The sequence below is a fragment of the Carboxylicivirga agarovorans genome, assembly GCF_050589845.1.
GTDB lineage: Bacteria > Bacteroidota > Bacteroidia > Bacteroidales > Marinilabiliaceae > Carboxylicivirga > Carboxylicivirga agarovorans.
Genome location: NZ_JBNGPA010000017.1, coordinates 111,342 through 136,538, shown reverse-complemented (window position 1 = coordinate 136,538; position 25,197 = coordinate 111,342). Strand labels below are relative to the sequence as shown.

At 40.2% G+C, this 25,197-nt stretch carries 20 protein-coding genes and 1 riboswitch; of the genes, 13 read left to right on the top strand and 7 right to left on the bottom strand.

Annotated features, from left to right (window positions below):
* The first annotated feature begins 596 nt into the window (after positions 1-596).
* The 11 genes from ccoS (at position 597) to ACRD69_RS16310 (ending at position 12,310) form a co-directional block, all read left to right on the top strand.
* Positions 597-803, top strand: a complete 207-nt coding sequence (gene ccoS / locus ACRD69_RS16360; RefSeq protein WP_430816191.1) for a cbb3-type cytochrome oxidase assembly protein CcoS — start codon at positions 597-599, stop codon at positions 801-803.
* A gap of 38 nt (positions 804-841) precedes the next feature.
* The gene (gene ccoN, locus ACRD69_RS16355) at positions 842-2,989 is read left to right on the top strand and encodes a cytochrome-c oxidase, cbb3-type subunit I (RefSeq protein ID WP_430816190.1); all 2,148 of its coding nucleotides are present in this window, start codon (positions 842-844) and stop codon (positions 2,987-2,989) included.
* Between the two features lie 10 nt (positions 2,990-2,999).
* Entirely contained in the window at positions 3,000-3,194 is a 195-nt protein-coding gene (locus ACRD69_RS16350; RefSeq protein WP_430816189.1) for a hypothetical protein, read from the top strand.
* A gap of 106 nt (positions 3,195-3,300) precedes the next feature.
* On the top strand, positions 3,301-3,924 hold the full coding sequence (locus ACRD69_RS16345; protein ID WP_430816188.1) for a c-type cytochrome: 624 nt from the start codon (positions 3,301-3,303) through the stop codon (positions 3,922-3,924).
* A 58-nt stretch (positions 3,925-3,982) separates the two neighbouring features.
* The gene (locus ACRD69_RS16340; protein WP_430816187.1) at positions 3,983-4,345 is read left to right on the top strand and encodes a four helix bundle protein; all 363 of its coding nucleotides are present in this window, start codon (positions 3,983-3,985) and stop codon (positions 4,343-4,345) included.
* Between the two features lie 38 nt (positions 4,346-4,383).
* Positions 4,384-5,778 carry a cytochrome c oxidase accessory protein CcoG gene (ccoG, locus tag ACRD69_RS16335; protein ID WP_430816186.1) on the top strand — a complete coding sequence of 465 codons (1,395 nt, stop codon included), beginning with the start codon at positions 4,384-4,386 and terminating at the stop codon, positions 5,776-5,778.
* 32 nt (positions 5,779-5,810) lie between these two features.
* Positions 5,811-6,254 (top strand): FixH family protein, encoded by a 444-nt coding sequence (locus tag ACRD69_RS16330; protein ID WP_430816185.1) that lies wholly within the window; start codon positions 5,811-5,813, stop codon positions 6,252-6,254.
* A gap of 7 nt (positions 6,255-6,261) precedes the next feature.
* Positions 6,262-6,963: a sulfite exporter TauE/SafE family protein gene (locus tag ACRD69_RS16325; RefSeq protein WP_430816184.1), complete on the top strand. Its 702-nt coding sequence runs from the start codon at positions 6,262-6,264 to the stop codon at positions 6,961-6,963.
* 632 nt (positions 6,964-7,595) lie between these two features.
* A riboswitch (cobalamin riboswitch) is annotated at positions 7,596-7,808 on the top strand.
* A 93-nt stretch (positions 7,809-7,901) separates the two neighbouring features.
* Entirely contained in the window at positions 7,902-9,884 is a 1,983-nt protein-coding gene (locus tag ACRD69_RS16320; protein WP_430816183.1) for a TonB-dependent receptor plug domain-containing protein, read from the top strand.
* A gap of 13 nt (positions 9,885-9,897) precedes the next feature.
* Entirely contained in the window at positions 9,898-10,980 is a 1,083-nt protein-coding gene (locus ACRD69_RS16315) for a hypothetical protein (RefSeq protein WP_430816182.1), read from the top strand.
* 235 nt (positions 10,981-11,215) lie between these two features.
* A complete protein-coding gene (locus ACRD69_RS16310) occupies positions 11,216-12,310 on the top strand; it encodes a YncE family protein (RefSeq protein WP_430816181.1) in 1,095 nt (364 codons plus the stop codon).
* Positions 12,311-12,360: 50 nt separating this feature from the next.
* Here ACRD69_RS16310 and ACRD69_RS16305 read toward each other — a convergent pair whose 3' ends face one another.
* Both ACRD69_RS16305 and ACRD69_RS16300 read right to left on the bottom strand, forming a co-directional pair.
* Positions 12,361-12,792, bottom strand: a complete 432-nt coding sequence (locus tag ACRD69_RS16305; RefSeq protein ID WP_430816180.1) for a thioesterase family protein — start codon at positions 12,790-12,792, stop codon at positions 12,361-12,363.
* 129 nt (positions 12,793-12,921) lie between these two features.
* Positions 12,922-14,499 carry a peptide chain release factor 3 gene (locus ACRD69_RS16300; protein WP_430816179.1) on the bottom strand — a complete coding sequence of 526 codons (1,578 nt, stop codon included), beginning with the start codon at positions 14,497-14,499 and terminating at the stop codon, positions 12,922-12,924.
* 297 nt (positions 14,500-14,796) lie between these two features.
* Between ACRD69_RS16300 and ACRD69_RS16295 the strand changes: the two genes are divergently transcribed.
* Positions 14,797-15,648, top strand: coding sequence for a histidinol-phosphatase (locus tag ACRD69_RS16295; protein ID WP_430816178.1), 852 nt, complete (start codon positions 14,797-14,799; stop codon positions 15,646-15,648).
* A gap of 55 nt (positions 15,649-15,703) precedes the next feature.
* Here the strand turns inward: ACRD69_RS16295 and ACRD69_RS16290 are convergent, their stop codons facing one another.
* The 4 genes from ACRD69_RS16290 to pflB all read right to left on the bottom strand — a co-directional run bounded on the left by ACRD69_RS16290 (position 15,704) and on the right by pflB (position 21,433).
* A complete protein-coding gene (locus ACRD69_RS16290) occupies positions 15,704-16,858 on the bottom strand; it encodes an FAD synthase family protein (protein ID WP_430816177.1) in 1,155 nt (384 codons plus the stop codon).
* Between the two features lie 124 nt (positions 16,859-16,982).
* On the bottom strand, positions 16,983-18,305 hold the full coding sequence (locus ACRD69_RS16285; protein ID WP_430816176.1) for an L-lactate MFS transporter: 1,323 nt from the start codon (positions 18,303-18,305) through the stop codon (positions 16,983-16,985).
* A gap of 84 nt (positions 18,306-18,389) precedes the next feature.
* Positions 18,390-19,115 (bottom strand): pyruvate formate-lyase-activating protein, encoded by a 726-nt coding sequence (gene pflA / locus ACRD69_RS16280; RefSeq protein WP_430816175.1) that lies wholly within the window; start codon positions 19,113-19,115, stop codon positions 18,390-18,392.
* A gap of 86 nt (positions 19,116-19,201) precedes the next feature.
* Positions 19,202-21,433 (bottom strand): formate C-acetyltransferase, encoded by a 2,232-nt coding sequence (gene pflB / locus ACRD69_RS16275; protein WP_430816174.1) that lies wholly within the window; start codon positions 21,431-21,433, stop codon positions 19,202-19,204.
* A 442-nt stretch (positions 21,434-21,875) separates the two neighbouring features.
* Between pflB and ACRD69_RS16270 the strand changes: the two genes are divergently transcribed.
* Positions 21,876-24,041 carry a S9 family peptidase gene (locus tag ACRD69_RS16270; protein WP_430816173.1) on the top strand — a complete coding sequence of 722 codons (2,166 nt, stop codon included), beginning with the start codon at positions 21,876-21,878 and terminating at the stop codon, positions 24,039-24,041.
* Between the two features lie 102 nt (positions 24,042-24,143).
* Here the strand turns inward: ACRD69_RS16270 and ACRD69_RS16265 are convergent, their stop codons facing one another.
* Entirely contained in the window at positions 24,144-25,094 is a 951-nt protein-coding gene (locus ACRD69_RS16265) for a phosphoribosylaminoimidazolesuccinocarboxamide synthase (RefSeq protein WP_430816172.1), read from the bottom strand.
* Positions 25,095-25,197: the final 103 nt, after the last annotated feature.

Sequence of the window (25,197 nt, the reverse complement as noted above, 5' to 3'; positions counted from 1 at the left end):
TACAAAAGTTTCTAAAACCACCTCCCGGTTCGTACCTCACCGGACTCCTCCTTTTTGTAAGGAGGAGAGCTGATTTACATGATGCATAGATCTATACGTTTATAAAACTTCTTTTCGAACACTAAAACGCTTTGCCCCGGGCTATGATATGACAGACCTTCAGTCTGCTATTTACAGCTTTGTAATGCTCGCTTCGCAACCACTAATCTATGATTTTGCAGGAACTTACTTGTGGCGGAATGAGCAGTGGGTTGATGGTCGATCCCGGTAGCTAAAGTTGATTTGTTAACACGTCTATTGACCTAAGCATCTGTTAATGCTATAATGCTGTCGACCTAATTATCTAACAGTCTAATGTCTAATTGTCAAACCTTCTAATTTTTTAAGGTCTAAACTAATCAACAATTAATCTGCATCTGTATTGATAATGAGATTACTATAGTTAATGGAGCGAAAAAGTTTAATGAATGTTAAACAATCGTATTGTGCTGATTGTCATTAAAGGCGACAAAAGCTAAAGAATTTAAGTGGTAAAAGGGACCTTAAAATCTTAAAATATTTTTACTTTTGCTTGCTGTCATATTAATTAGGATCGAATGGATATAATAATAGTACTAGTTGTTGCCAGTTTATGTGTTGCCCTCATTTTTTTGGGTCTGTTTATCTGGGCTGTCAAATCGGGGCAGTATGATGACGATTATTCTCCATCGGTACGTATCCTTTTTGACCAGAAAGAAGAGAAAAAAGAATCTAATAATAAAATCCAAAATCTTAGTAAAGTGAGTCATCAGGCAAAGGCTTGATCGACAATCGTTACTGATTATTGAAAAATGTTGAACACATGAAGCAAGAGACGTTTTATTACGACAATAAAATTGTCAAATATTTTATGTATGCCACCATTATTTGGGGATTGGTAGGTATGGCAGCCGGTGTTTTGGCTGCACTTCAAATGGCTATGCCAATCTTTAATTTTGAACTGGAATACACAACTTTTGGTAGGGTTAGACCTATTCATACCAATGCTGCCATTTTTGCGTTTGTCGGGAATGGTATTTTTATGGGTGTTTACCATTCCATGCAGCGACTGCTTAAAACCCGCATGTATAGTGATGTTTTAAGTTATCTGCATTTTTGGTTATGGCAGTTGATCATTGTGTCAGCCGCTTTAACACTGGCATTAGGATTTACCACAGGTAAAGAGTATGCTGAGCTGGAATGGCCCATTGACATACTTATCGCTGTTGTATGGCTTATTTTCGGGTGGAACATGTTTGGTACCATCATGAAGCGTCGTGTAAAGCACCTGTATGTAGCTATATGGTTTTATCTGGCCACATTTATTACGGTAACCGTTCTTCATGTGGTTAACTCGGTTGAGCTGCCTGTAACATTGTTTAAAAGCTACTCCTGGTATGCCGGGGTGCAGGATGCATTGGTGCAGTGGTGGTATGGTCACAATGCTGTAGCATTTTTCCTTACAACTCCATACCTGGGATTAATGTATTATTACATACCAAAGGCATCTAATCGTCCGGTATATTCATACCGTTTATCCATTGTACACTTCTGGTCGTTCCTGTTCATTTATATATGGGCTGGTCCGCACCACTTGTTATATACAGCTTTACCTGACTGGGCTCAGTCACTGGGAACGGTGTTCTCTATTATGCTACTGGCGCCGTCGTGGGGAGGTATGTTAAACGGATTACTCACCTTACGCGGAGCATGGGACAAGGTGCGCGAAAGTGCTACACTTAAGTTCCTGGTAGTTGCTGTAACATGTTACGGTATGGCCACATTCGAAGGGCCTATGCTTTCACTTAAGAATGTTAATGCCATCAGTCACTTTACCGACTGGACAGTGGCACACGTGCACATTGGAACATTAGGATGGAATGGATTCATGACATTTGGTGTTTTATACTGGCTGGTACCTCAGATATTTAAGACCAAATTATATTCTGAGAAGCTGGCAAATGCTCACTTCTGGATTGGTACTTTAGGTATTTTGTTCTATGCCATTCCGATGTATTGGGCAGGATTGACTCAAAGCCTGATGTGGAAAGAATTTACTGAAGAAGGTTTGTTAGCGTATCCTAACTTCCTGGAGACAGTGACACAGATTCGTCCGATGTACTACATGAGAGCCTTTGGAGGATTAATTTACCTCTTGGGTGCTGTTTTAATGGGTGTTAACCTGTGGAAGACAGCTGCTAAAGGTAATGTTACTGCCAATGAAGAAGCGACAGCTGTAGTTGAAGATATTAACAAAGGTAAGAAAGGTGAGAAGGCTCACGGCTGGTTAGAGCGCAAACCTGTTCAGTTTATGGTAATTTCACTGATCACCGTTTTGATCGGAACCTTTATTGAATTGATACCAACCTTCCTGATCAAATCGAATGTGCCAACTATTTCAAGCGTTCAGCCATATACGCCACTGGAGCTTGAAGGACGCGATATTTACCTGCGTGAGGGATGCTATAACTGTCACTCACAAATGATTCGTCCTTTCCGTTCTGAAACGGAACGTTATGGTGAATACTCAAAAGCTGGTGAATTTGTATACGATCATCCATTCCAGTGGGGATCGAAGCGAACAGGGCCTGATTTGGCACGTGAAGGTGTTATGACGGGCAAGATATACAAGCCGGATGCCTGGCATTATAACCACATGCTGGATCCTCAGAAGCTGAATGAAAACTCTATCATGCCTAAGTATCCATGGTTGATAAGTGATGATCTGGATATTTCCGATCTGCCTGCGAAAATAAGAGCAATGCAGACACTTGGAGTGCCATATCCTGAGGGATACGATGTAAAGGCTGTTGAAGATTACTATAAGCAAGCCGATAAGATTGTAACAGGTTTACAGGCTGCAGGTATTGAAACGACACGAGACAAGGAGATCATAGCCTTGATAGCCTATTTACAGCGTTTGGGAACCGATATTTACAAAGTGGCTCCTGAAACGGAACAAGCAGAATAAGGAGGGGAATATGAAATTAGTAAGACATTATTTAGAATCGATATCGGGTGTAGAAATATACCCGATCATATCCTTCATTATCTTTTTTACATTTTTTCTGGTGGTAACCTATATGGTTATCCGAATGAAGAAAGAATATATTGATGAGGTAGCTAATTACGCCACTGACAAGGCTGATGAATTACCATCAATAAATAAGAGTTAAAGCTGTAAAATTAATCGACATAGTTCATTGTCTTATGGTCAGTCAGAGGGAAGTGCAGAAGCAGGAGGGTAAACCGGCAGACAATTAACTAACAGACTTTTTATCTATGGAAGAGAATAAGAATAAAGAACAATTACCGGAGATAGATCCTTTAACGAATGATAAGTTTGTGCCGGAGCACGAGTTTGACGGTATTCGCGAATTAGCCAATAATCCGCCATGGTGGCTCACTTTTATATTTATCTTTTCAATGCTGTTTGCCTATTTCTACTTAGCCAAATATCATTTCTATGGTGATGGAGAATTGCAGATACAGGAGTATGAAAGTGAAATGCTGGCCGCTAACCCTGAAGAAGAAAGCGAAGAGGGAGGTGGCATTGTAATCCAGACAGAGGATATAGACTATTCAGTGCCATTGGCTGATGCAAGCGGACTGGAGAAAGGAGCAAAGATCTATAAAACCAACTGTGCCGTTTGCCACCTTGCCGAAGGACAAGGGCTGGTAGGACCAAACCTTACAGATGAGTACTGGATTCACGGTGGTAGCTTCGAAGATATTACCCGTATCATTAATAATGGTGTAGTGGAAAAAGGGATGATCGCCTGGAAAGGTCAGTTGTCTAAAAAGCAAATCCACCAGGTGGCCAGTTATATCACAACCTTGCAAGGAACCAATCCTCCAAATCCAAAAGCTCCTGAAGGGGAGAAGTATGTGCCAGATGCTGAATAGTTTATTATGTCTAACTGCTAAATTGTCGAATTGTTAAATTGTAAATATTGTTCTCAAGATGCATAGATATAATTTTGAAAAGCTTGAAGTATGGCAATTGGCAAGACAACTTGTAACGAAAATATATCTAACAACACAGAATTTTCCTGAGAGTGAAAAGTATGGTTTAACTAATCAGTTAAGACGTGCTGGGGTTTCAATTTCTTCTAATATAGCTGAGGGCCTAGGTCGGATTACTAATAAGGAACGAGCCAGGTTTATTGAAATTGCATATTCTAGTTTATTGGAGGTATTGAATCAGTTAATTTTGTCAAGCGATTTAGAATTTCTAAGTGAGCAGGAATTGCTAATTTACAGGGAGGATATTGATCTGCTTTCCAATAAATTAAATGCATTTCATAAAAAGCTTTTAATCAGTTAGTCAATTCGACAGTTAATCAATTCGACAATATAGCGACTATGACCAATGATTCAGAGAATAACTTCCGCGACCGAATAGTCACCATGAATGAAGAGGGGCGACGTAATTGGGTATATGCGAATCAACCAAAAGGTAAATACTATAACGCACGAACCATTGTAGCTGTAATTTTATTGGTGTTCCTGTTTGCCGCGCCACATATCCAGGTAGCAGGAGAACCATTATTACTATTTAATATTTTACAGCGCAAGTTTGTATTGTTTGGGGTGGTTTTCTGGCCACAGGATTTTCATTTGTTCGTGATTGGCCTGATAACCATTATTATCTCCATTGTAACCTTTACTGTTGTATATGGACGTGTATGGTGCGGTTGGGCTTGCCCACAGACTATTTTTATGGAAATGGTATTTCGTCGCATTGAATACTGGATAGAAGGTACTGGCGATCAGCAACGGATCAGAGCCAAAGGAGAAGACACCTTTGATCGTATCTGGCGCTCACTGCTCAAGCATTTCATTTTTATAATTATTTCATGGGCCATTACCCATACCATGCTGGCTTATATTGTAGGAGCTGATACGGTGCATCAGTATATTATCGGATCACCGGCCGACAATATGAGTATTTTTATCGCCATCATGGTGTTTACAGGCGCTTTCTACTTTGTATTTGCCTATTTCAGAGAGCAGGTTTGTTCGTTGGTTTGCCCCTATGGTCGCCTGCAGGGTGCTTTACTCGACAACAATACCCTGATGGTCACATACGATTTTAAGAGGGGTGAAGGACGTGCTCCGATGCGAAAGGGTGAGGACAGGGCTGCGGCCGGTAAAGGCGATTGTGTTAACTGTAATAAATGTGTTAATGTTTGCCCTACTGGAATAGACATTCGTAATGGTATTCAGCTGGAGTGTATCAATTGTACCGCCTGTATGGATGCCTGTGATAGTACCATGCGGCGTTATCAGCTGCCCGAGGGACTGATCAGGATCACATCCCAGAATAATATTAACAGCGGCTCTGGTTTTAAATGGACGCCCCGTATTGTTGCGTACACAGCTCTTACGACTGCATTGATCGGTGTGTTAATTGTTTTATTCACACTTCGTTCAAGCTATGAAACAACCATACTGCGCGTACAGGGCTCCTTATATCAAAAGCTGGATGAAAATACCTACTCAAATATCTATAATTATAAGATCGTCAATAAAACCGAAAACGAGGGTAACCTGAGCATTAAACTGGTCTCTCCCGAAGGAGTTGTTGAATTGGCCGGTAATTCGATGCTTGTCAAGAAGCAGGAGAAGATACAAGGAGTATTTTTGATCAAATTAAACGAGAGTGAGCTGTCAGGAAGCAGTACCGAAATAGTTTTAGGGGTATACAATGGTGACGACTTAATTGAAACCATTCATACCACTTTTGTCGGACCATAATTAGAGTATCCTTAACCTATAAATTTAGTATTATGAAGTTTAATTGGGGACACGGAATAGTCCTTGTTATTGTATGTGGTGTTATTGGTTTTTTAAGTCTTGTATTTATTACAACACGAGAGCGCATTGATATGGTAACAGATGATTATTACCCAAAAGAGTTGAAATACGATAACCAGATTGAAAAGCAAAAAAACTATAATGCCTTAAGTCAAAAAGTTCAGGTTAACATTGATGGTGTTTTTGAGATTAGTTTCCCTGATAACATCGCAAATGCCGGCTCCATTAAAGGCATCGTGCATGTATACCGGCCATCGGATAAATCACTGGATATTGAGGAAGCAATAAAGCTGGATGAACATTATAAAATGCGTATTCCCTTAAGTAAGCTAAAAAGTGGTAAGTATGAGCTCATTATAGAATGGCAGGCCAATGGTCAGCCTTACCTCACCAAGCAAGATGTTTTTATAGACTAGTCGTATCATGAATATAATAGAAGGATTTATTTTTGGCTTTTTAGGGAGTTTGCATTGTGTTGGAATGTGTGGTCCTTTGGCTTTAGCATTGCCTCTGCCTACGCGTTCGAGCACCCAAAAGGCATTTGGCGCTTTATTGTATAATTTTGGCAGGGCATTCACCTATGGCATTTTAGGGCTGATATTCGGATTACTGGGAGCAGGACTAAAGTTATCGGGTATTCAGCAATGGGTATCAATTGCCTGTGGCGCGATTATGATATTGTCTGTCGTGTTGCCGGGTGTGATTAAAATGCCTAAAACGTCAAACAAAGTATCCAATTCCATTTATTCTACCTTAAAAAAGAAGATTGGCGATTCATTAAACCGCAAACGACTAAGTAATTTGCTTGTTATCGGCGTACTTAACGGCTTTCTGCCATGCGGTTTGGTCTATGTTGCAATTTCCAGGGCAGTAACCTCCAATACAATCAGCGACAGCGTCATTTTTATGGTGTTTTTTGGACTGGGAACACTTCCTTTGATGTTTGCAGTGGCTTATTTCGCTAACATCATTAAAAGCCGTTTTTTGCATCAGCTTCGCAAAGCTATGCCTGTTTTCATCATAATCCTCGGATTGCTGTTTATATTGCGTGGACTGAACCTGGGTATTCCTTATATCAGTCCGGAGTTCAAGGAAGAAACACAGGAAGTAAAATGTTGTCATTAGATAGTTTATAGGTTTATAAGTCGATGAGTTTATTGGTAGAACTGATAAATTGTCGAACTGATTAACTGTTGAACTGATAAACTAATAAACTGTCGAACTGTCGAACTGTCGAACTGATAAATTGATTAAGAACTTCGATGTAATTAAGCCACGCTCTTGTGGTGATCCGGGTACACGGATTATTCCTTTGGAATGAGATAAGCAAGCTGCAAATAGCAGGCTGCAGGCCTGCCACATCATAGCCCGGGGCAAAGCTTAGCGACGTGCCGGGGTTAGCAATACAAATGAAAGACCGGTGCCTCAGCAATTGCTCTTCAAAGCACTAATATGCCTTGCACCGGCATAGCCAATGCCCGATCATGATTAAATTTTATGTGATATGTTGAATTGATGAACTGAGGATTCCTATAGCTATCGTGAGATTAATTGTAGTATAGTTTATTAGTTTAAAAGTTGATGAGTTGAATGTTCAATTCAGTAATTTATCTGCCTGCCTATTGAGCAGCGGATCTAAGCGTCTGACAGTCCAATTGTCTAAGGTGTAATAGTCTAATATCTAAAAGCCTATTAACAATCAGTCTAAAGAGTCAAACTTTTCTTTGAAAAACATTTTTTACCTCGTCCAATTGCATTAGTTTTGCACTCGATTTGGTTCACAAGGCATTTACCGATGCCAGGTGATGAAAAGGGAATGCCGTGAAAGTCGGCAACAGTATCCGCTGCTGTAAGTTCCGTCCGGGTTTAACCGGAATAAAAGCTGTAATCAACAATGCCACTGTTCAGGGGAACGGGAAGGCGATTATGGTGGAACGAGTCAGAAGACCTGCCAGATAAAATTCAATTGTTCGCGTCATTCGGAATAAATGCAGGACGATACATATTTCATTGTATTCTCTATCCGTTTTGTCAGAGCAGTTATAATAACCTGAATATTTGAAATGAGGTTTAAACTGTTGATATTGTTTGTGGTGTTATCATTGCCTGTGATGGCCGATGATGAGGTGCGTGATTCCGTTAAAGTGCAGGAGGTTGAGATTACCGCTTCGCGATTGGCTCATTTCGCTGTCACAGAAAAAATGGAGGTCGTTGATACTTTGGCAATTGAACGTTATGCTACCCAATCTTTAGGTATGCTTTTACAAAAGACATCATTGATCAATATTCAATCGAACGGTGGTGTTGGGGCTCTGACAACCGCCAGTCTGCGAGGGGCATCATCGAACCAAACTTTGGTAACATGGAATGGTTTACCGGTTAACTCCTTAACTACAGGAAGCGCTGATCTTTCAACTGTTTCAGTTGGTGGATTTAATGATGTCAGAATTACCTATGGAGCATCAGGTTCACTTTATGGAAGTGGTACAATGGGAGGAGCCATTGAACTCTCTAGTCAGCCACAATGGGGTCAGGGAGTGTCCGGAAGAGTAAGAGGGGAAATTGGCAGTTTCTCAAGCTATAAAGGCAATCTTCTGCTTAATGCATCTGGTCACAATCTGTCTTATAACGGACAATTCTTCTATCACGATGCCAAAAATGACTTTAAGTATATTGATGAATTTGACCATGGTAAGCCAGAGGAAACTTTGGATCATAATGAAAATACGGTATTAGGAACAATACACAATTTATATTGGAAAGCAGGTAAAAACCTGTTTGATTTTGGTGCCTGGTACCAGGTGAAAGAGAAGAACCTTCCTGGATTAATGGGGGTTGGACCACCGGTAAGCCATCAGACACAAAAAGATTCAACCCTGAAGGCTTATGCTGGCTGGAAGCGGTTGATAGGCAATTTTCGTTTAGATGCACAAACATCATATTCATTTGACTTTTTGCGTTATACCGATAAAGAACGAGCTGACAGTGAATCGTACAAGATCTATTCAGAGATAACAGCCAAGCGATGGTTATCTGATGTGAGCACGCGTTGGTATTTGCAACAAAATTTAAGCCTTGATGTCAATGGCCGGTATAGTTATTTAAAAGCGATTACCTCCAATTATGCTGAAGATATAGTTGAACATGACGTTCGGCTAAATGCTGCTGTAAAATATTCGCCTGAATTTGGTGTTTTTATTGCGACAATAGGTAAAGACTGGTGCAGCTCTGAAGCTGATAAGGTCACACAAGCTATTTATGAAGATGGTGAGATAATAGATTATGAAACCGTCGAGAATACGCTGCCCAACCCACCTCTTATGTTTTCGTTGAGCGGAAAAGTAATTGTTTCTCCACAATGGCTGGCTATCAGGGGAAAGGTGGCAACACACTTTCGTCGCCCGACTTTCAATGATCGCTACTGGGTTCCAGGAGGTAATATTTTATTAAAGCCGGAGGAGGGTTATAATATTGAGCTGGGTGCCGATGTGTTTGAGCAAAGAACGATAATGGGTGATGTAGGCTTTGATGTTGCATTTTATTGGAGTAATAATGATGAATCTATTGCCTGGAAACCAAATGAAGTTACTGGTTTATGGGAAGCATCCAATACCGGTGCTATAGTTTCACAAGGTGCTGATTTAAGTATAAATCATGGTTTGCAATTGGGGAAGTATCAATTAAGTAATAAAGTGATTTATGGGTATAACGATGCCTATGATAATAATGCTGAAAGTGATAAATATAAAGAACCCCTTGGTTACCGACCGAAACATACCTTTAAATTAAGTTCTGACTTTATTGCTTCGCGTTGGAATGTTGGAGCTATGCTTTACACCCGCTCAAAATGTTATACATGGGAGGGACGTCAGGTGGATGGTTATGCATTGGTCGACCTTAATGCTGCTTATACTTTGAATGTTTTTTCTAACGGGGTTAACCTGATGGGACGTGTGGAAAATGTACTTGGTACCTCCTATCAATTGGTACGTGCATACCCAATGCCTGGAAGAGCTTATTATTTAACTGTAAATATAAATTTCTAACAATTAATACACTATGAAAAAGGTTTTAAGACTTTTACCGTTTTTCTTAATGGCAGTTGTTTTGTTTACTGCCTGTTCAGATGATGATGATGATGTTACACCTAAAGTGAGTAGCATTTATGTCCTTAATGAAGGTAATGATAATGGTTCGGTTTCTATTGTAGATGAGAACGATCAGGTAACAAACAATTATTATGAAGCAGTTAATGGATTGCCATTGGGTAAGTTTCCGCAATCAATGGCTGTTAATGACACACATGTGTTTATTGTTGTAACAACTCAAAATGGTGCAGGATATGTTGAGGTAGTAGAGAAAGAAACATTTAAGCATGTTACTTCAATTACCGGGTTTTCTTACCCTCGTGAGATTACATTAATGGATGGTAAAGCTTATGTTTCAAATGGAAATGGACAAACAGGAGAGTGGCCAAACACCGTTAAACAGGATAATGAAATTTACCCGATTAACCTTTCTGATTTCTCAAAGGGAAATGCTATTGGCGTAGGTGCCGGACCTGAAAAAATGGTTGTTTCCAATGGTAAATTATATGTGGCTAACAGTGGTGGTTGGTCAAATGATGACAATACTGTAACTGTGGTTGATACTTCAAACGACCAGGTTATTGAAACCATTACTGTTAAAGCATGTCCTAAGGATATGGCTGTCGATGCCAATGGAGATATATGGGTTTATTGTGGTGGTAAGCCTGATTATTCTAACTACCCTGCCGTTACTTATGCTGATGCCGGACTGTCAAAAATTACAACTTCATCAAGCGATGTTACTTCATGGGATATTGCTACACCAAGTGGTGCTGTTAAAAGCATAGCTATTAGTAAAAATGAAAAAACCGTTTACTACATTACTGATGCGGTTTATGCAATGGATATTGATGCAACAGAGTTGCCGGAAGCTAAATTTATTGATGAAACATATTATGGTATCGATGTTCATCCTAACACAGATGATTTGTGGTTGTGTAAAAAAGTTGATGCTACAACCCCAGGTACTGTTTTTGTGTATTCAAAGAACGCGGAAATGGCGAAGCAATATAAAGTTGGGGCAATGCCTAACTCAACTGTATTTGCAAATTAAAATACTCCCTAACGTTTCCTCACTTTTGAGGAAAGTTTCACTAGAGGCCGGCATTCGCCGGCCTTTTTTTTGCTTATCTGATCACAGTAATGGTATTTATAATCGGTATAATTCAAATAATTAAAAAAGGAATAATATCTTTGGTAGCTTTATTGATAATATTAAATCGGATATTTTGAAAGTAGACTACTGTTTATTGTTTAAATATCTGAAGACTAAAATATTAAAACTAACTATGAAGAGATTTTTATTTGTAGCCGGTATGGCTGCAACAATTGGTTTTACGGCTTGTGATGATGTTGATGTTAGTGTTCTGGAAGATCACCAGGGTGCATACATATTGAATAAAGGTACTGCCAATAGCAGTATTAGCTATTATAATTACGAAGATGAAAAATGCATCAATAATTATTACCAGGATAAAAACGGCAGCACAATAGGAGCAGGAGCCAACTCTATGTCTGTGCGCAAATCAAGCGATTTTCCAAATGGTATTGCTTTTGTGACTTTACCCGGAGCCAATAGTATTGAAATGATCAACATGGAAGGCTTTGTTAATGCAGGTGAAATTAGTGCATTTACAAACCCAACTGACCTTTTGCCATCGGAGGAAACTGTTGTTTATGTTAGTCACGATGAAGGGGTTACATCCTACGATTTTAAAAGCAATTCTGAAGGCAAAACACTTGAGGTAGCAGATAAGCCACAAAAGCTTATTTCATCGGGTAAATACCTATACGCAGCTTGTGCAGGTGACGGAACCGGAGCCAAGGTATTTGTTATTGACATGAGTAATGATGTTAAGGTTGATACGGTTGACCTGGCCTATGATAATCCAATTGATATGGTGGTTGATATCGATCGTAAGGTATGGGTATTCTGTGATGGAGCAGAGCAGGCGTTGGTCAAGCTTGATCGTGAGTTTGTAACAGAAACTTTAGATCAGGGTGGGGAAAATGAAAGAGATACAACCTACCTGACTAACCAGCCGATAAACTTCCCATTGGATGCGAAAGTTGCAAATTCAGCTAATCCGCTGACCATCTCAAGGGATGGGCGTATACTATATTACGTATATGATAAGCTTTATGCCAAATCGGTTTATATCGAAGAAGGTGAGGATATGACCCCGGAAGGGCAAAATTTAATTAGCGGAGACTATAGCAATGAAGCCTTTAACGGTATTGACTGGGATCCACGTACTAATCGGATTATGGCATTGACTTCAGGTGGTGAATTAGTGGTTTTAAAGAACGTTGATGATGTATGGAATGCTGAAGAGGTATACACTGTAGGGGAAGACCCGATAATGAGTGTATTTAACTTCTAAAAGGGCTTAAATGATATAAGAAAGGCTGACAGCAATGTCAGCCTTTTTCTTTATCCGCCATGTTCATCTATAAATGTTTTGTGGCAGACAATGTAACGCTCATGGGCGCCGATCCCTATTGATTCGCCCTTTTTATTGACCATGGCCACATCAAAAAAGAGCTTTTTGCCTTCCATAAACTTAAGGTGCGCACGGCAGATAATTTCTTCACCTGCTTTGGCTGTATGCAGATGTCTTACATTCATTTCAGTACTGACCGAATCATATCCAACCGGCAGGTTAGGGTCGATGAGTGCAACGCAGCACTGCTCCATGTATACGATCATTGCTGCTGTTGATATAAAAGGCACTTTGCCTGTCTTCAGGTGTGTAGCCAGATCTTCTCTCTTAACAATGATAAGTTGTTCGGTTTGACTACCAATGGAAAGATGATAATTGCTCGGGGGAGCTTTCTTATGTTTTTTGTCGCAATCTGTTGTCATATGTCGAAAGGGTCTTTTCCTTAAATTTAGTTCTTTTTTGGCTACAAATAAACCCTTATTTGAGAATATAACGCTAAAAAAAGGTGAGCCTCACTGAAGCTCACCTCTATATCGTGCACAATTACTTTTTTAGAATTCAGACGTAAAATGAAATTTGATGTTTTTAAAGTTGCTTTCCGCCATTTGCAACATGTAGGCAGAATCAGCCATAAAAACATCACGGCCAAACTTATCTTTAGCCATATATTGTAGCTTACGCTTTTTAAAGTCATCCAGTTCAGCCTGGTCATCGCTTTCCAGCCAGCAAGCCTTATACAGGTTAATAGGCTCGTATCGGCACTTTGCACCGTATTCATGCAGCAAACGGTATTCGATTACTTCAAACTGAAGCGCACCTACAGTACCAATTACCTTGCGCCCGTTGAACTGGCTTGTGAAAAGCTGGGCTACACCTTCATCCATCAATTGGTCAATGCCCTTAGCCAGTTGCTTTGATTTCATCGGATCGGCATTTTCAATGTAGCGGAACAGTTCAGGTGAGAAGCTTGGTAGTCCTTTATAGTTGAGCTTTTCCCCGGATGTAACCGTATCGCCAATTTTGAAGTTACCAGTATCAGGTATACCAACAATGTCGCCCGGATACGCTTCGTCGATGATGGATTTCTTCTCAGCCATAAACGCTGTAGGGCTTGAGAACTTCATGTTTTTACCGTGTCGCACGTGCAGGTAGTTGGTATTACGCTGGAACTTACCAGAACAAACTTTCAGGAAAGCCAGACGGTTACGGTGATTAGGATCCATGTTGGCGTGTATCTTAAATACAAAGCCGGTCATTTTATCCTCATCGGCTGTTACCACCCGTTCTTCAGCCTGTGACGGTTGTGGCGATGGGGCTATTTTTAAGAAACACTCCAATAACTCTTTGACGCCAAAGTTATTCAGCGCACTACCAAAGAACACGGGTGCCACTTGCGCGTTCATGTAAGTTTCTGATTCAAATTCAGGATATACTCCATTTACCAGCTCCAGTTCCTCGCGAATCATTTCAGCAGAATCATCGCCAATTTGTTCTTCCAGTGCCGAGTCATTAAGATCTTTTATGGAAATACCATCTTCCAGTACCTGCTTGCTGGGTTCGAAGAGGTAAAGGCTCTCATCAAACAAGTTATATACACCTTTGAACTGAGGGCCGTTACCAATAGGCCAGCTTAATGGGCGAACTTTAATCTTTAGCTCTTCTTCCACTTCATCAAGCAGGTCAAACGGATCCTTACTCGGACGGTCAAGCTTGTTGATAAATACGATTACCGGTGTATTGCGCATCCGGCAAACTTCCATCAGCTTACGGGTTTGTGCCTCTACACCTTTGGCGGCATCCACCACAATGATAACACTGTCAACAGCTGTTAATGTTCGAAAGGTATCTTCAGCAAAGTCCTGGTGACCCGGCGTATCAAGAATATTTACTTTATAGCCGTCATACTCAAAACCCATTACTGAAGTAGCCACCGAGATACCCCTTTGTTTCTCAATTTCCATAAAATCGGAGGTGGCCGTCTTCTTTATTTTGTTAGACTTTACTGCTCCAGCCACATGAATTGCACCACCAAATAAAAGTAACTTTTCGGTCAGTGTTGTTTTACCCGCATCGGGGTGACTGATAATAGCAAACGTACGTCTTCTGTTTATTTCATCAATAAAACCCATGTCCTTCAATTTTGCAAGCTGCAAAGTTAATCGGCATTGCTTATATTCTACCATAAATGAACATGTTTTTGCAGATAATTCCTTCAGCACTTAAAGCGCTGTGTCTTCTTTTAAAAGCACTTCATGTTCCGATGTGCGTTTAAACAATTGAGCGCTCTTCATGTTTAGAATTTGAAGATGTGTTTAATTAAAAAATAAGCTGGTTTTTGCATTAGTTTAAAGATATTTTTTAATTTTTGCTTTTGAATCAGAAGTAAATTTACGATTGAGATTAAACCTTTAAAATATAACAGTATTATGGGGTGGACAAACTACCACGGGCATTGCGATTATTGCGACGGACATGGAAAAATTGAAGATTACATTCAAAAGGCAATTGAGTTAAACATGGATGCCATCGGTATTTCTTCTCATGCCCCGGTGCCCTTTCCAACAGACTGGACCATGCCAGCTTATAAATTAGACAACTACCTTGAAGAGCTGGATGGTTTAAAGGAGAAGTATAAACATCAGATATCTGTTTATAAAGCACTCGAGGTTGATTATATTCCGGGCCTGGCATCTCCTAAGCACGAGAAAATCCTTAAAGCAGAACTGGATTATACAGTCGGTTCAGTGCATTATATCGGGCAGATGAATGATGGCACCCATTGGGCCGTAGATGCTCCGGCTGATGAGTTTAAAAAGGGGCTGGATGAAACGTTTAATGGAGATATTAAACGAGCGGCTTGCAGGTATTACGAATTACAACGGGAGATGCTGGAGCAGGCAAGCCCTGACATAATTGGTCATATGGATAAGATCAAGATGCATAACCTTACCTTTAAGCTGTTTGATGAAAGTGAACAATGGTATGTTGATGAGGTGAATAAAACCCTTGAGCTGGTTAAGGAAAAAGGGGTGATTGTCGAAGTAAATACCAAGGCCTATTACCGCGATGGGCATCTGTTTCCGGGACCAGAGCATTTTGCTAAGATCAAAGAACTCGATATACCTGTTACAATCAATAGCGATGCGCACCATCCCGATAGATTAATTAATGCCTTTGAAGAAGTGGAAGAAATGCTGCTTAAGGCAGGTTTTACGCATTTTGTCGAGTTGGTTGATGGAGAGTGGCAGGAAGTAGCCATTGTTGAAAACCAAGGTTAATAAAACACGAAAGCAGGTAGTGATTGAACTACCTGCTTTCGTGTTTTATGAATATCTATAAACCAGAGTCTTTTCTCCTGATCTTTATTTTCATCGCACCTTTTATGGGTTTATCGGCTATAAGTATCATGTAACCACCGCCACCAGCACCGGCTAATTTCCATGCCAGGGCATCATCTTTGTATTTATCTATCGCAGCGTTAACATCCTTGTCCACCATTGCGGGAAACATGGTTTTCTGGGCGTTAAATGAGTTGCTGAATGCGATCGCGAACTTTTTTAGGTCTTTTTGCTGAATGGCCTGCCATGCTTGTTCTGAAGCATCAGCCAGAGCCTTTGTGTTTTCTTTGTTGATATAAGTCTCTTTTAATAGGTCGAGACCGTTTTTACGAGGCCACAGCATGATCATATAAATGTGCTCTTCAAGCCATGATAAAATAGCTTCATCATGTATGGATTCAAATTGAGTTGGCCAGTATTCCGCATCATAATAGTGTCGCACTAAACCTGGCATGCAAATGCCTATGGAATCCTGTGCTCCAGAAACAAGTTCCGACCCTGGGGAATTTTCGTATTTGAACAGTATTTCGGCCAATTTTTCCGGTCTTTCAATAGGGAGGTAATGCGGCCATATTTTCTTTGCCGCATTGCGTGTTGAGGTTGACATGCCACAGCGTTCATTGTACTCGATAACTGGCTCCAATGACAAGGTTATAGCCCATCCCGGATGGTGTCGGGAAACATAGGGCTGGTCAATCCATGTTCCTGCCAGATCAATGCGATAGGGAAGCAGGCAGTTGTCCGATGTTCGTATTGCTGTTGTAGAACGACCGGGTAAACCCATATCGGGCACTCGTTCCAGAACTTTTAACTCTATTCCAAGTTCATGGCACATAGCTTCTTTAGCAGGTGAATAGCCATCTTCGTTGACAACAAAGTAATCAGGTTTTAAATTTTTGACTTCTTGCTCAAAATCCATTATGCCGGATCCAGAGTTAACAAAGGCTTCTTTAACATGCTTTATGGCCCTGATCATGTATAAACGTTCAGCTTCACAATTAATGGTTTCTCTTCCTTTTAGTTCACTGATAGTTTGGTCAGACCCTATGCCAACATATAGGTCACCGTATTTCGAAGCTTCTTTAAAAAAGGCGACATGGCCACTATGCAACATGTCAAAGCAACCAGATACAAAAACTTTTGTGCTCATAAATAGATGTTATGGATTTCTTCGAGATCAAATATAATTGTTTATAGCTACTTTTCAGGGCGAGTAAGGGACAAAAAAAGAGCACTCAAACGAGTGCTCTTTAGTTTCGTTGCAACTTAATTTATTAAGCGGCCATTTTTAACTCAGACTGTTCCTCTTGCTTTTTTCTTAGCTTTTTAGTGTTTAGGATCAGTAATATTGAAGAAACTAAACCTAAGAAAAGGAAACCAATTAAATAGTATAGTGCTTCCTGGTATGAACCGGTAGTATCTTTCAGGTAAGAAATGATTTGCGGACCAACGATACCTGCCAGAGCCCAGGCTGTTAAAATATATCCATGGATTGCACCTAGCTCTTTCGTTCCGAATAGGTCACCAATAAAAGCCGGCACGGTGGCAAAGCCTCCCCCGTAACATGTCAGGATAATTAGGAATGCAACCTGGAAACCAATTTTACCAGCTTCAGAAATACTGCCTCCAAAGAATGTTGTCAGGTAATAAAAAGCAGCAATCTGAATAACGAAGAAAGAGATATAAGTAGCAGGGCGTCCGATATAATCAGAAAGAGTTGACCAACCCAATCGTCCGAACGCGTTGAACATACTCATTAGCATAACCAATACGGCAGCAGCTTCAACCGATAGCATTACGATTTCGCGTCCCATTGAGTTGGCTACTGAGATCAATGCAATACCGCTTGTTACATTGATAAATAAAATGGCCCATAAGAAATAAAAACGAGCTGTTTTCAATGATTGGTTAGCAGTGATATTTGACAAGTCTTTCTTGACTGCTTTTCCTGCTTTTGCCAATTCCTCAGGGTTGTAGCCTTCAGGTAACCAGTCAACCGGTGGTTTTTCAAGGTATTGAGCTGCACCAAGCATGATTACGCCATATACAGGTCCTAAAATAAGCAGTATGGTTGAGATGGATTCAATGCCAAAGGCGGGGAATACGCTTTTAATTAAATAGATCTGGATAGCAGCACCTAATCCAAAGCCCATAATGGCAAGTCCTGTTGCTAATCCTCGTCTGTCAGGGAACCACTTTACCATGGTTGAAACAGGCGTCACATAGCCCATTCCCAGACCAATACCACCGATCATTCCATAAGTTGCATACAGCAGGTAAAGGTTCTCCAGTTTAAGAGCAAGACCACCAAGAGTAACACCAGCACCAAAAAAGATACCTGCAACAGTACCAGTAAAGCGCGGGCCCTTCTTTTCCACAACTTTTCCCATGAAAGCAGCGGAAACACCCAGGAAGAAGATGGCGATACTAAAAACAGTTGTAATTTCCTGAAGTGACCATCCGGCACTTACTTGTTTTTCAACCATTGAACCCAATTTACTCCAGGCGTAAATGGAGCCGATTGACATATGTACACTCACTCCGGCAAGCGCAATTAGCCAGCGGTTTTTAATTTTATTGTTTGTCGAAGTTGTCATTTTGTAGTTTTATTCGCGTTATTTTTTTGTCCCAAACAGGAACATGTTTTTAGGTTGTTTTTTGTAAAGGGGGTAAGTTGGGTATTAGTTAATAACCACTTCTTTAAAGTAATTATTAAGAATTGATTGTGCAGAATCAAGTTGTTCCTGCGTGTTGGCTTTAACACCTTTGAGTTGGTATTCCCATCCCAGGTGTTCGTACTTGTGAGCACCTAACTCGTGATAAGGTTGTATTTCGAGCTTTTCAACATTATCATATGCTTTGAAATGCTCTCCCAGTTGATGAAGATGTTGGTGATTATCTGAATAACCAGGTACCAATACATAACGTAACCAAACAGGTTTGTTGATTTTATTGAGGTACTCCACAAAAGCTAATGTTTTTTCATTAGACTTACCTGTTAGCAGCTTATGCTGTTCGTTGTCAATGTGCTTAATGTCCAGCAACACAATATCAGTATATTCCAATACAGCTTTGACATCATCATTTAAAATGCTGCCATTGGTATCGATGCATACATGAAAGCCATTTTCTTTCAAAGCTTTTACAACAGGTAACAATTGCTTAGCCTGAACCAGGGGTTCGCCGCCTGAAAATGTTAATCCACCTTTTTTACCAAAGAACGGCTTTTGGTTTTGAGCCATTGCCAAAATCTCATCAACAGAGGTTTCAGTGCCGCCTTTTAGCTCTATGGTATCAGCATTGGCACAATACAGGCACTTGAAATTACAACCCTGCAGAAATGCAACTAATCGGATACCGGGACCATCGTATGTCCCTAATGATTCAAAAGAATGTACTCTTAGCATATGTAAATTGTTAGTGAAAATATAAGGCAAAGGCAGAAGTTTTGTTTAAAAAACTTCTGCCTTGCGAGTACTTATACTTTGTTTTATTACATATTGCTGTGGAAGCTACGTGAGATAACCTCAAGCTGCTGCTCGCGTGTTAAACGAACAAAGTTTACAGCGTAACCCGATACACGGATAGTTAACTGAGGGTACTCATTTGGATTTTCCATGGCATCTTCCAGTAACTCACGGTTCAAAACGTTTACGTTAAGGTGATGAGCTTCTTTAGAGAAGTAGGCATCCATCATGGTTACCAGGTTCTCATTGCGAATATCAGCGTCGGCGCCTAATGATTTAGGGATGATACTGAATGTATTAGAAATACCATCCAAGGCATTTTTATAGTCTAGTTTTGCCACTGAGTTCAATGAAGCAATAGCACCATTTTTATCACGTCCGTGCATTGGGTTAGCACCAGGAGCGAAAGGTACACCTTGCTCACGTCCATCAGGAGTAGCACCTGTTTTTAATCCGTATACCACGTTTGAAGTAATGGTAAGGATTGACATTGTAGGCTCAGCGTTTTTGTAAGTATCTAAACCACATAATAACTGGTTGAAGTGGTTAGAGATCTCAATAGCTAAGTTATCTACGCGGTCATCATCATTACCGTAACAAGGGAACTCACCGTCAATAAGGAATTGTGATGATAAACCTTCGTCGTTACGAACAACTGTTACATTGGCGTGCTTAATAGCGGATAAAGAGTCAGCAACAATTGACAAACCAGCCATACCATATGCTAAGTTCACCTTAGGGTTGGTATCTACAAATGCCATTTGCGCTTTTTCGTAGTAGTACTTGTCGTGCATGTAGTGAATGATGTTCATTGACTCATTGTATACACGTGCTACTTCTTTCATGGCAATTTTGTAGTTAGCCATTACCTCGTCATAGTCAAGCTTATCGCTCTTCAAAGCAGGGATGCCTTCTACAATAACTTTACCACTCATCTCACAACGACCACCGTTGATAGCCAACAATAAAGTCTTGGCTAAGTTGGTACGTGCTCCAAAGAACTGGATGTGCTTACCAATTTCCTGGAATGATACACAACAAGCAATACCGTAGTCATCAGACTGACGTGTTTCAGTCATCAAATCATCATTCTCATACTGGATTGATGATGTATCGATAGAAACCTGCGCACAGAACTTCTTGAATCCTTCAGGTAGAGTCTGAGACCAAAGAACAGTCATGTTTGGCTCTGGTGAAGGACCTAAGTTGTATAATGTCTGTAAGAAACGGTACGATGTCTTAGTGATTTTGTGACGGCCATCCATCAATTTACCACCAATTGCTTCGGTTACCCAGGTTGGATCACCAGCAAAAATCTCATTATAAGCGTTCATACGTAAGTGACGTACAACACGTAACTTCATTACGAACTGGTCAATGAACTCCTGAGCTAATTCCTCAGTGATGTTACCATTAGCCAAATCGTACTCCATGTAAATATCAAGGAATGAAGATACATTACCCAATGACATTGCTGCTCCATCCTGCTCTTTTACAGCTGAAAGGTAAGCCATGTAAACCCACTGTACAGCTTCTTGTGCTGATTCGGCAGGACGGCTAAGGTCAAGACCATACTTGTTACCAAGCTCTTTGATATGAAGCAATGCTTTGATTTGCTCTGCAACTTCTTCGCGCAAACGGATCTTATCATCAGACATAGGTCCGGTTAATCCTTGCATGTCAGCATTTTTAGCAGCTACCAATGCATCAATACCATAAAGAGCTAAACGACGGTAGTCACCAATGATACGACCACGAGCATAGTTATCAGGTAAACCAGTTAAGAAACCTAATGAGCGGTATTTGCGAATTTCATCAGTATATACATCAAAAACACCATCGTTGTGTGTTTTTGCATAGTTGCGGAAAATATCTTTAACACGGTCAGATACTTCCAGACCTTGCTCGCTACAAGCTTTTTCAACAACAGCAATACCACCGTATGGCTTCATTGCACGTTTTAAAAGCTCGTCGGTTTGTAAACCTACAATTAGCTCAAGATCTTTCTGAATATATCCTGCTTCGTGTGAAACAATTGAAGAAACAGTTTCAGTATCAATTGAACGAACACCGTTATTTGCTCTTTCTTCTTTGATAGCATCCAGGCAGATGTTCCAAAGTTGCTTTGTTCTCTCAGTCGGACCACTTAAGAATGAACTATCACCATCATAAGGAGTGATGTTTTTTTGAACAAAATCTCTAACGTTGATTGCTTCGTTCCATGAACCCTTTACGAACGTCTCATTAATTTTACTCATAATTCGCTTATTAACCTGTACTTTATTATTTGTGCTTTTAATTTCGTATTTGCTCCGCAAAGTAAAGCCCTTTTATTTTACTGTGCAATCGTCTTTTAACGGTATAAAACAGAGTTTTAAGTCTTAAAATAGGGTGAGAGTAAGCTTATATTATTAGAATATCTGTGTGGTATATTCGAAAGAAAATTGTAATGTCCACATTACAAAAGGGATTTAAGAGTGGTAATCAGAAGCTGCAATAAGTGCTTTATTTAGGAATCTTCAGTTCTTTAATTGAAGATTGGTGATGAGGTGGATATTATATTTAACAAACTTTAACATGCCTGGGCGTTTTTTTATCTCCACAAACACTCCATTCAGTTTAAATGCAAAATTTCAGGAATACACATCTACTGTTTTAAGCTTTTAAATATCTTTATGCTTGTAACCTAAATTATATTCTATGAATAAAGTATTGTATTTGCTGGTTATAGCCTTTGCTGTAGCCTGTAATCCTTCGAATAAGAAAGTTTCAATGATTCCAGATGATTTACCACCAGCCCCAAGGGCCGAACAAAAAGATTCAGTATTAACCATTCATGATCATACCCGCGTAGATCCATATTTCTGGATGCGACTGACCGATGAACAGAAAGAAGCCGAAACACCGGATGAGCACACGCAAAAGGTGCTTGATTATTTAAATGCAGAAAACAGCTATACCGATGCTGTATTAAAAAACACTGAAGAATTGCAGGAGAAATTGTTCAATGAAATCGTTGGACGTATAAAGAAAGATGATGAGTCGGTTCCATACTTCTCCAATGGATACTGGTATTACTCGAGGTATGAAAAAGGAAAGGAATACCGTATTCATTGTCGTAAAAAGGAAAGTCTTGATGCCGAAGAGGAAGTGTTTTTTGATGAAAATGAACGTGCTGAAGGACAGGCTTATTATGCCCTTGGAAGTATGAGTATAAGTTTGGATAACAAGATGCTGGCTTTTGCCGAAGATTTCGTGAGCCGACGTATTTACACCATACGTTTTAAGAACCTTGAAACTGGTGAAATTTATACTGATGAACTTGGGAATGCTCAGGCAGGTGGAGCATGGGCCAATGACAACAGAACGTATTTTTACACGACAAAGAATGAAGTATCGCTTTTAAGTGAAAAGATATGGCGCCATAAGTTGGGTACATCAACTGATAAGGATGTGATGGTTTATCATGAAACCGATCCTTCTTTTTATATCGGTGTAAGCAAAACCAAATCGGACAAGTATATTGTAATTGGGGAAGACGCCACATTAGTAAGTGATTACTGGATATTAGATGCAAATGATCCGACAGGAGAGTTCAAGCAGTTCACACCAAGAGGAACAGAACATCAGTATTATATCGAGCACTTTGAGGATAAATGGTTTATTACAACCAATAGCGAAGCGACTAATTTCCGTTTGATGGAAACGCCGGTTGATGCTACTGAAATGAGTAACTGGAAAGAAGTCATACCACACCGCGAAGATGTATTGTTAGACGAAATAGAGGTGTTTAAAGAGCATTTGGTGGTGAGTGAACGAAAAGATGCTTTAACCCATCTGCGTGTTATTAATCAAAAAACGAAAGAAGAGCATTACCTTGATTTTGGAGAAGAGGTATATGTGGCCTATATATCTACCAACCCTGAGTTTGGTACAGATGTGTTACGCTTTGGATACAGCTCAATGACAACACCTGCATCAACGATTGATTACAATATGAACACCAGGGCCAAAGAGGTTAAAAAGGTACAGGAAGTAGTTGGGGGGCATAATCCGGATGAGTATGTTACAGAACGCTTATGGGCCAAGGCGCGCGATGGTAAAAAAGTACCAATGTCGGTAGTGTATAAAAAGGGTGTTGAAAAAGATGGGAATGCGCCTCTTTTATTATATGCTTACGGATCATATGGCAGTACAATGGAGCCATGGTTCAGTTCAACCCGCCTGAGCTTACTCGACAGAGGCTTTATATTTGTGGTGGCTCATATCAGGGGAAGTCAGGCCATGGGACGCCAGTGGTATGATGATGGTAAGATGCTGAATAAAATGAATACCTTTAATGATTACATTGACTGCAGTAAGTATTTAATTGATAAGAACTATACATCAGCAGATCATTTATACGCCATGGGAGGAAGTGCCGGAGGATTACTGATGGGAGCTGTTGCCAATATGGCCCCGGAACTGTACAATGGTATGGTGGCTGCCGTTCCTTTTGTTGATGTTGTTTCAACCATGCTGGATGAGACCATTCCATTGACAACGAATGAATTTGATGAATGGGGTAACCCCAAGAATAAAGAGTACTACGACTATATGTTGAGTTACTCACCATATGATAATGTTGAGGCCAAAGCGTATCCGAATATGCTGATAACAACAGGCCTGTTTGATTCGCAGGTGCAATACTGGGAGCCTGCCAAGTGGTGTGCCAAGCTGCGTGAAAAGAAAACGGATGAGAACATCCTGATTATGCATACCAATATGGAAGCAGGTCATGGAGGTGCTTCGGGTCGTTTTAAGCGTTATCGTGAAACTGCCCTGGACTATGCATTCTTAATGATGCTTGAGGGAATTAATGAATAATCAGACTGCTGTTAGTCAGTAAAATAAAACCCGTCAGCTTTTTAAGCTGACGGGTTATTTTTTTCTCTTTAGTCAACGTGTAGCTGACTAAGAAGCTATAATTTACAATGAATTCAAGTATTCAGTTACATTCTTTTCAACGCGACCAATTACTTCTGAAACATCAGCTTTTTCGAATTTATCACCAGTGATGCTTTCGTAAAGCTCAATGTAACGATCTGATACTTCTGTTACAAATTCATCAGACATTTCCGGTACTACTTCACCTTCACGGCCCTGGAAGTTATTTTCCATTAGCCATTCGCGAACGAATTCTTTTGATAACTGCTTTTGGTTTTCTCCTTTATCGAAACGCTCCTGGTAGCCATCAGCATAGAAATAACGTGATGAATCAGGTGTGTGGATTTCATCGATCAGGTAAATTTTACCATCTTTTCTACCAAACTCATACTTGGTATCAACAAGGATCAATCCCATTTCTTTAGCTATCTCGCTACCACGCTTAAATAACTCTAATGAAATACGCTCAAGCTCAAGGTATTCTTCTTCTGAAACCAAACCCTGCTTGATAATCTCTTCGCGTGTGATGTTTTCATCGTGCTCACCTTGCTCAGCCTTTGTAGTAGGCGTAAGGATCGGCTCCGGAAATGCCTGGTGCTCTTTCATGCCGTCAGGAATCGGTACACCGCAGATGTCGCGTCCGCCATCTTTGTACAAACGCCATGAGCTACCGGTTAAGTAACCACGAACGATCATCTCAACAGGATATGTTTCACAAAAATGACCAACGGTTACGGTTGGATCGGGTGTAGCTATTTTCCAGTTAGGAACGATATCAGCAGTCGCATCAAGGAACTTTTCTGCGATCTGGTTCAATACCTGTCCTTTGTATGGAATTCCTTTTGGTAATACCACATCAAAAGCAGAGATGCGGTCAGAAACAACCATTACCAAATAATCATCGTTGATGTTGTAAACGTCGCGTACTTTTCCTTTGTATACGCTTTTTTGTCCCGGAAAATTGTAATCCGTCTTAACAATTGCTTGACTCATAATTATTAGTTTATATCAATGTTTATTTTCCTTTAGTCCTGATATGTTCCTTTAGTTGTTGCTGTCTTTATATAACTGAATTTGTTTCCTTCAATAAGCTGAT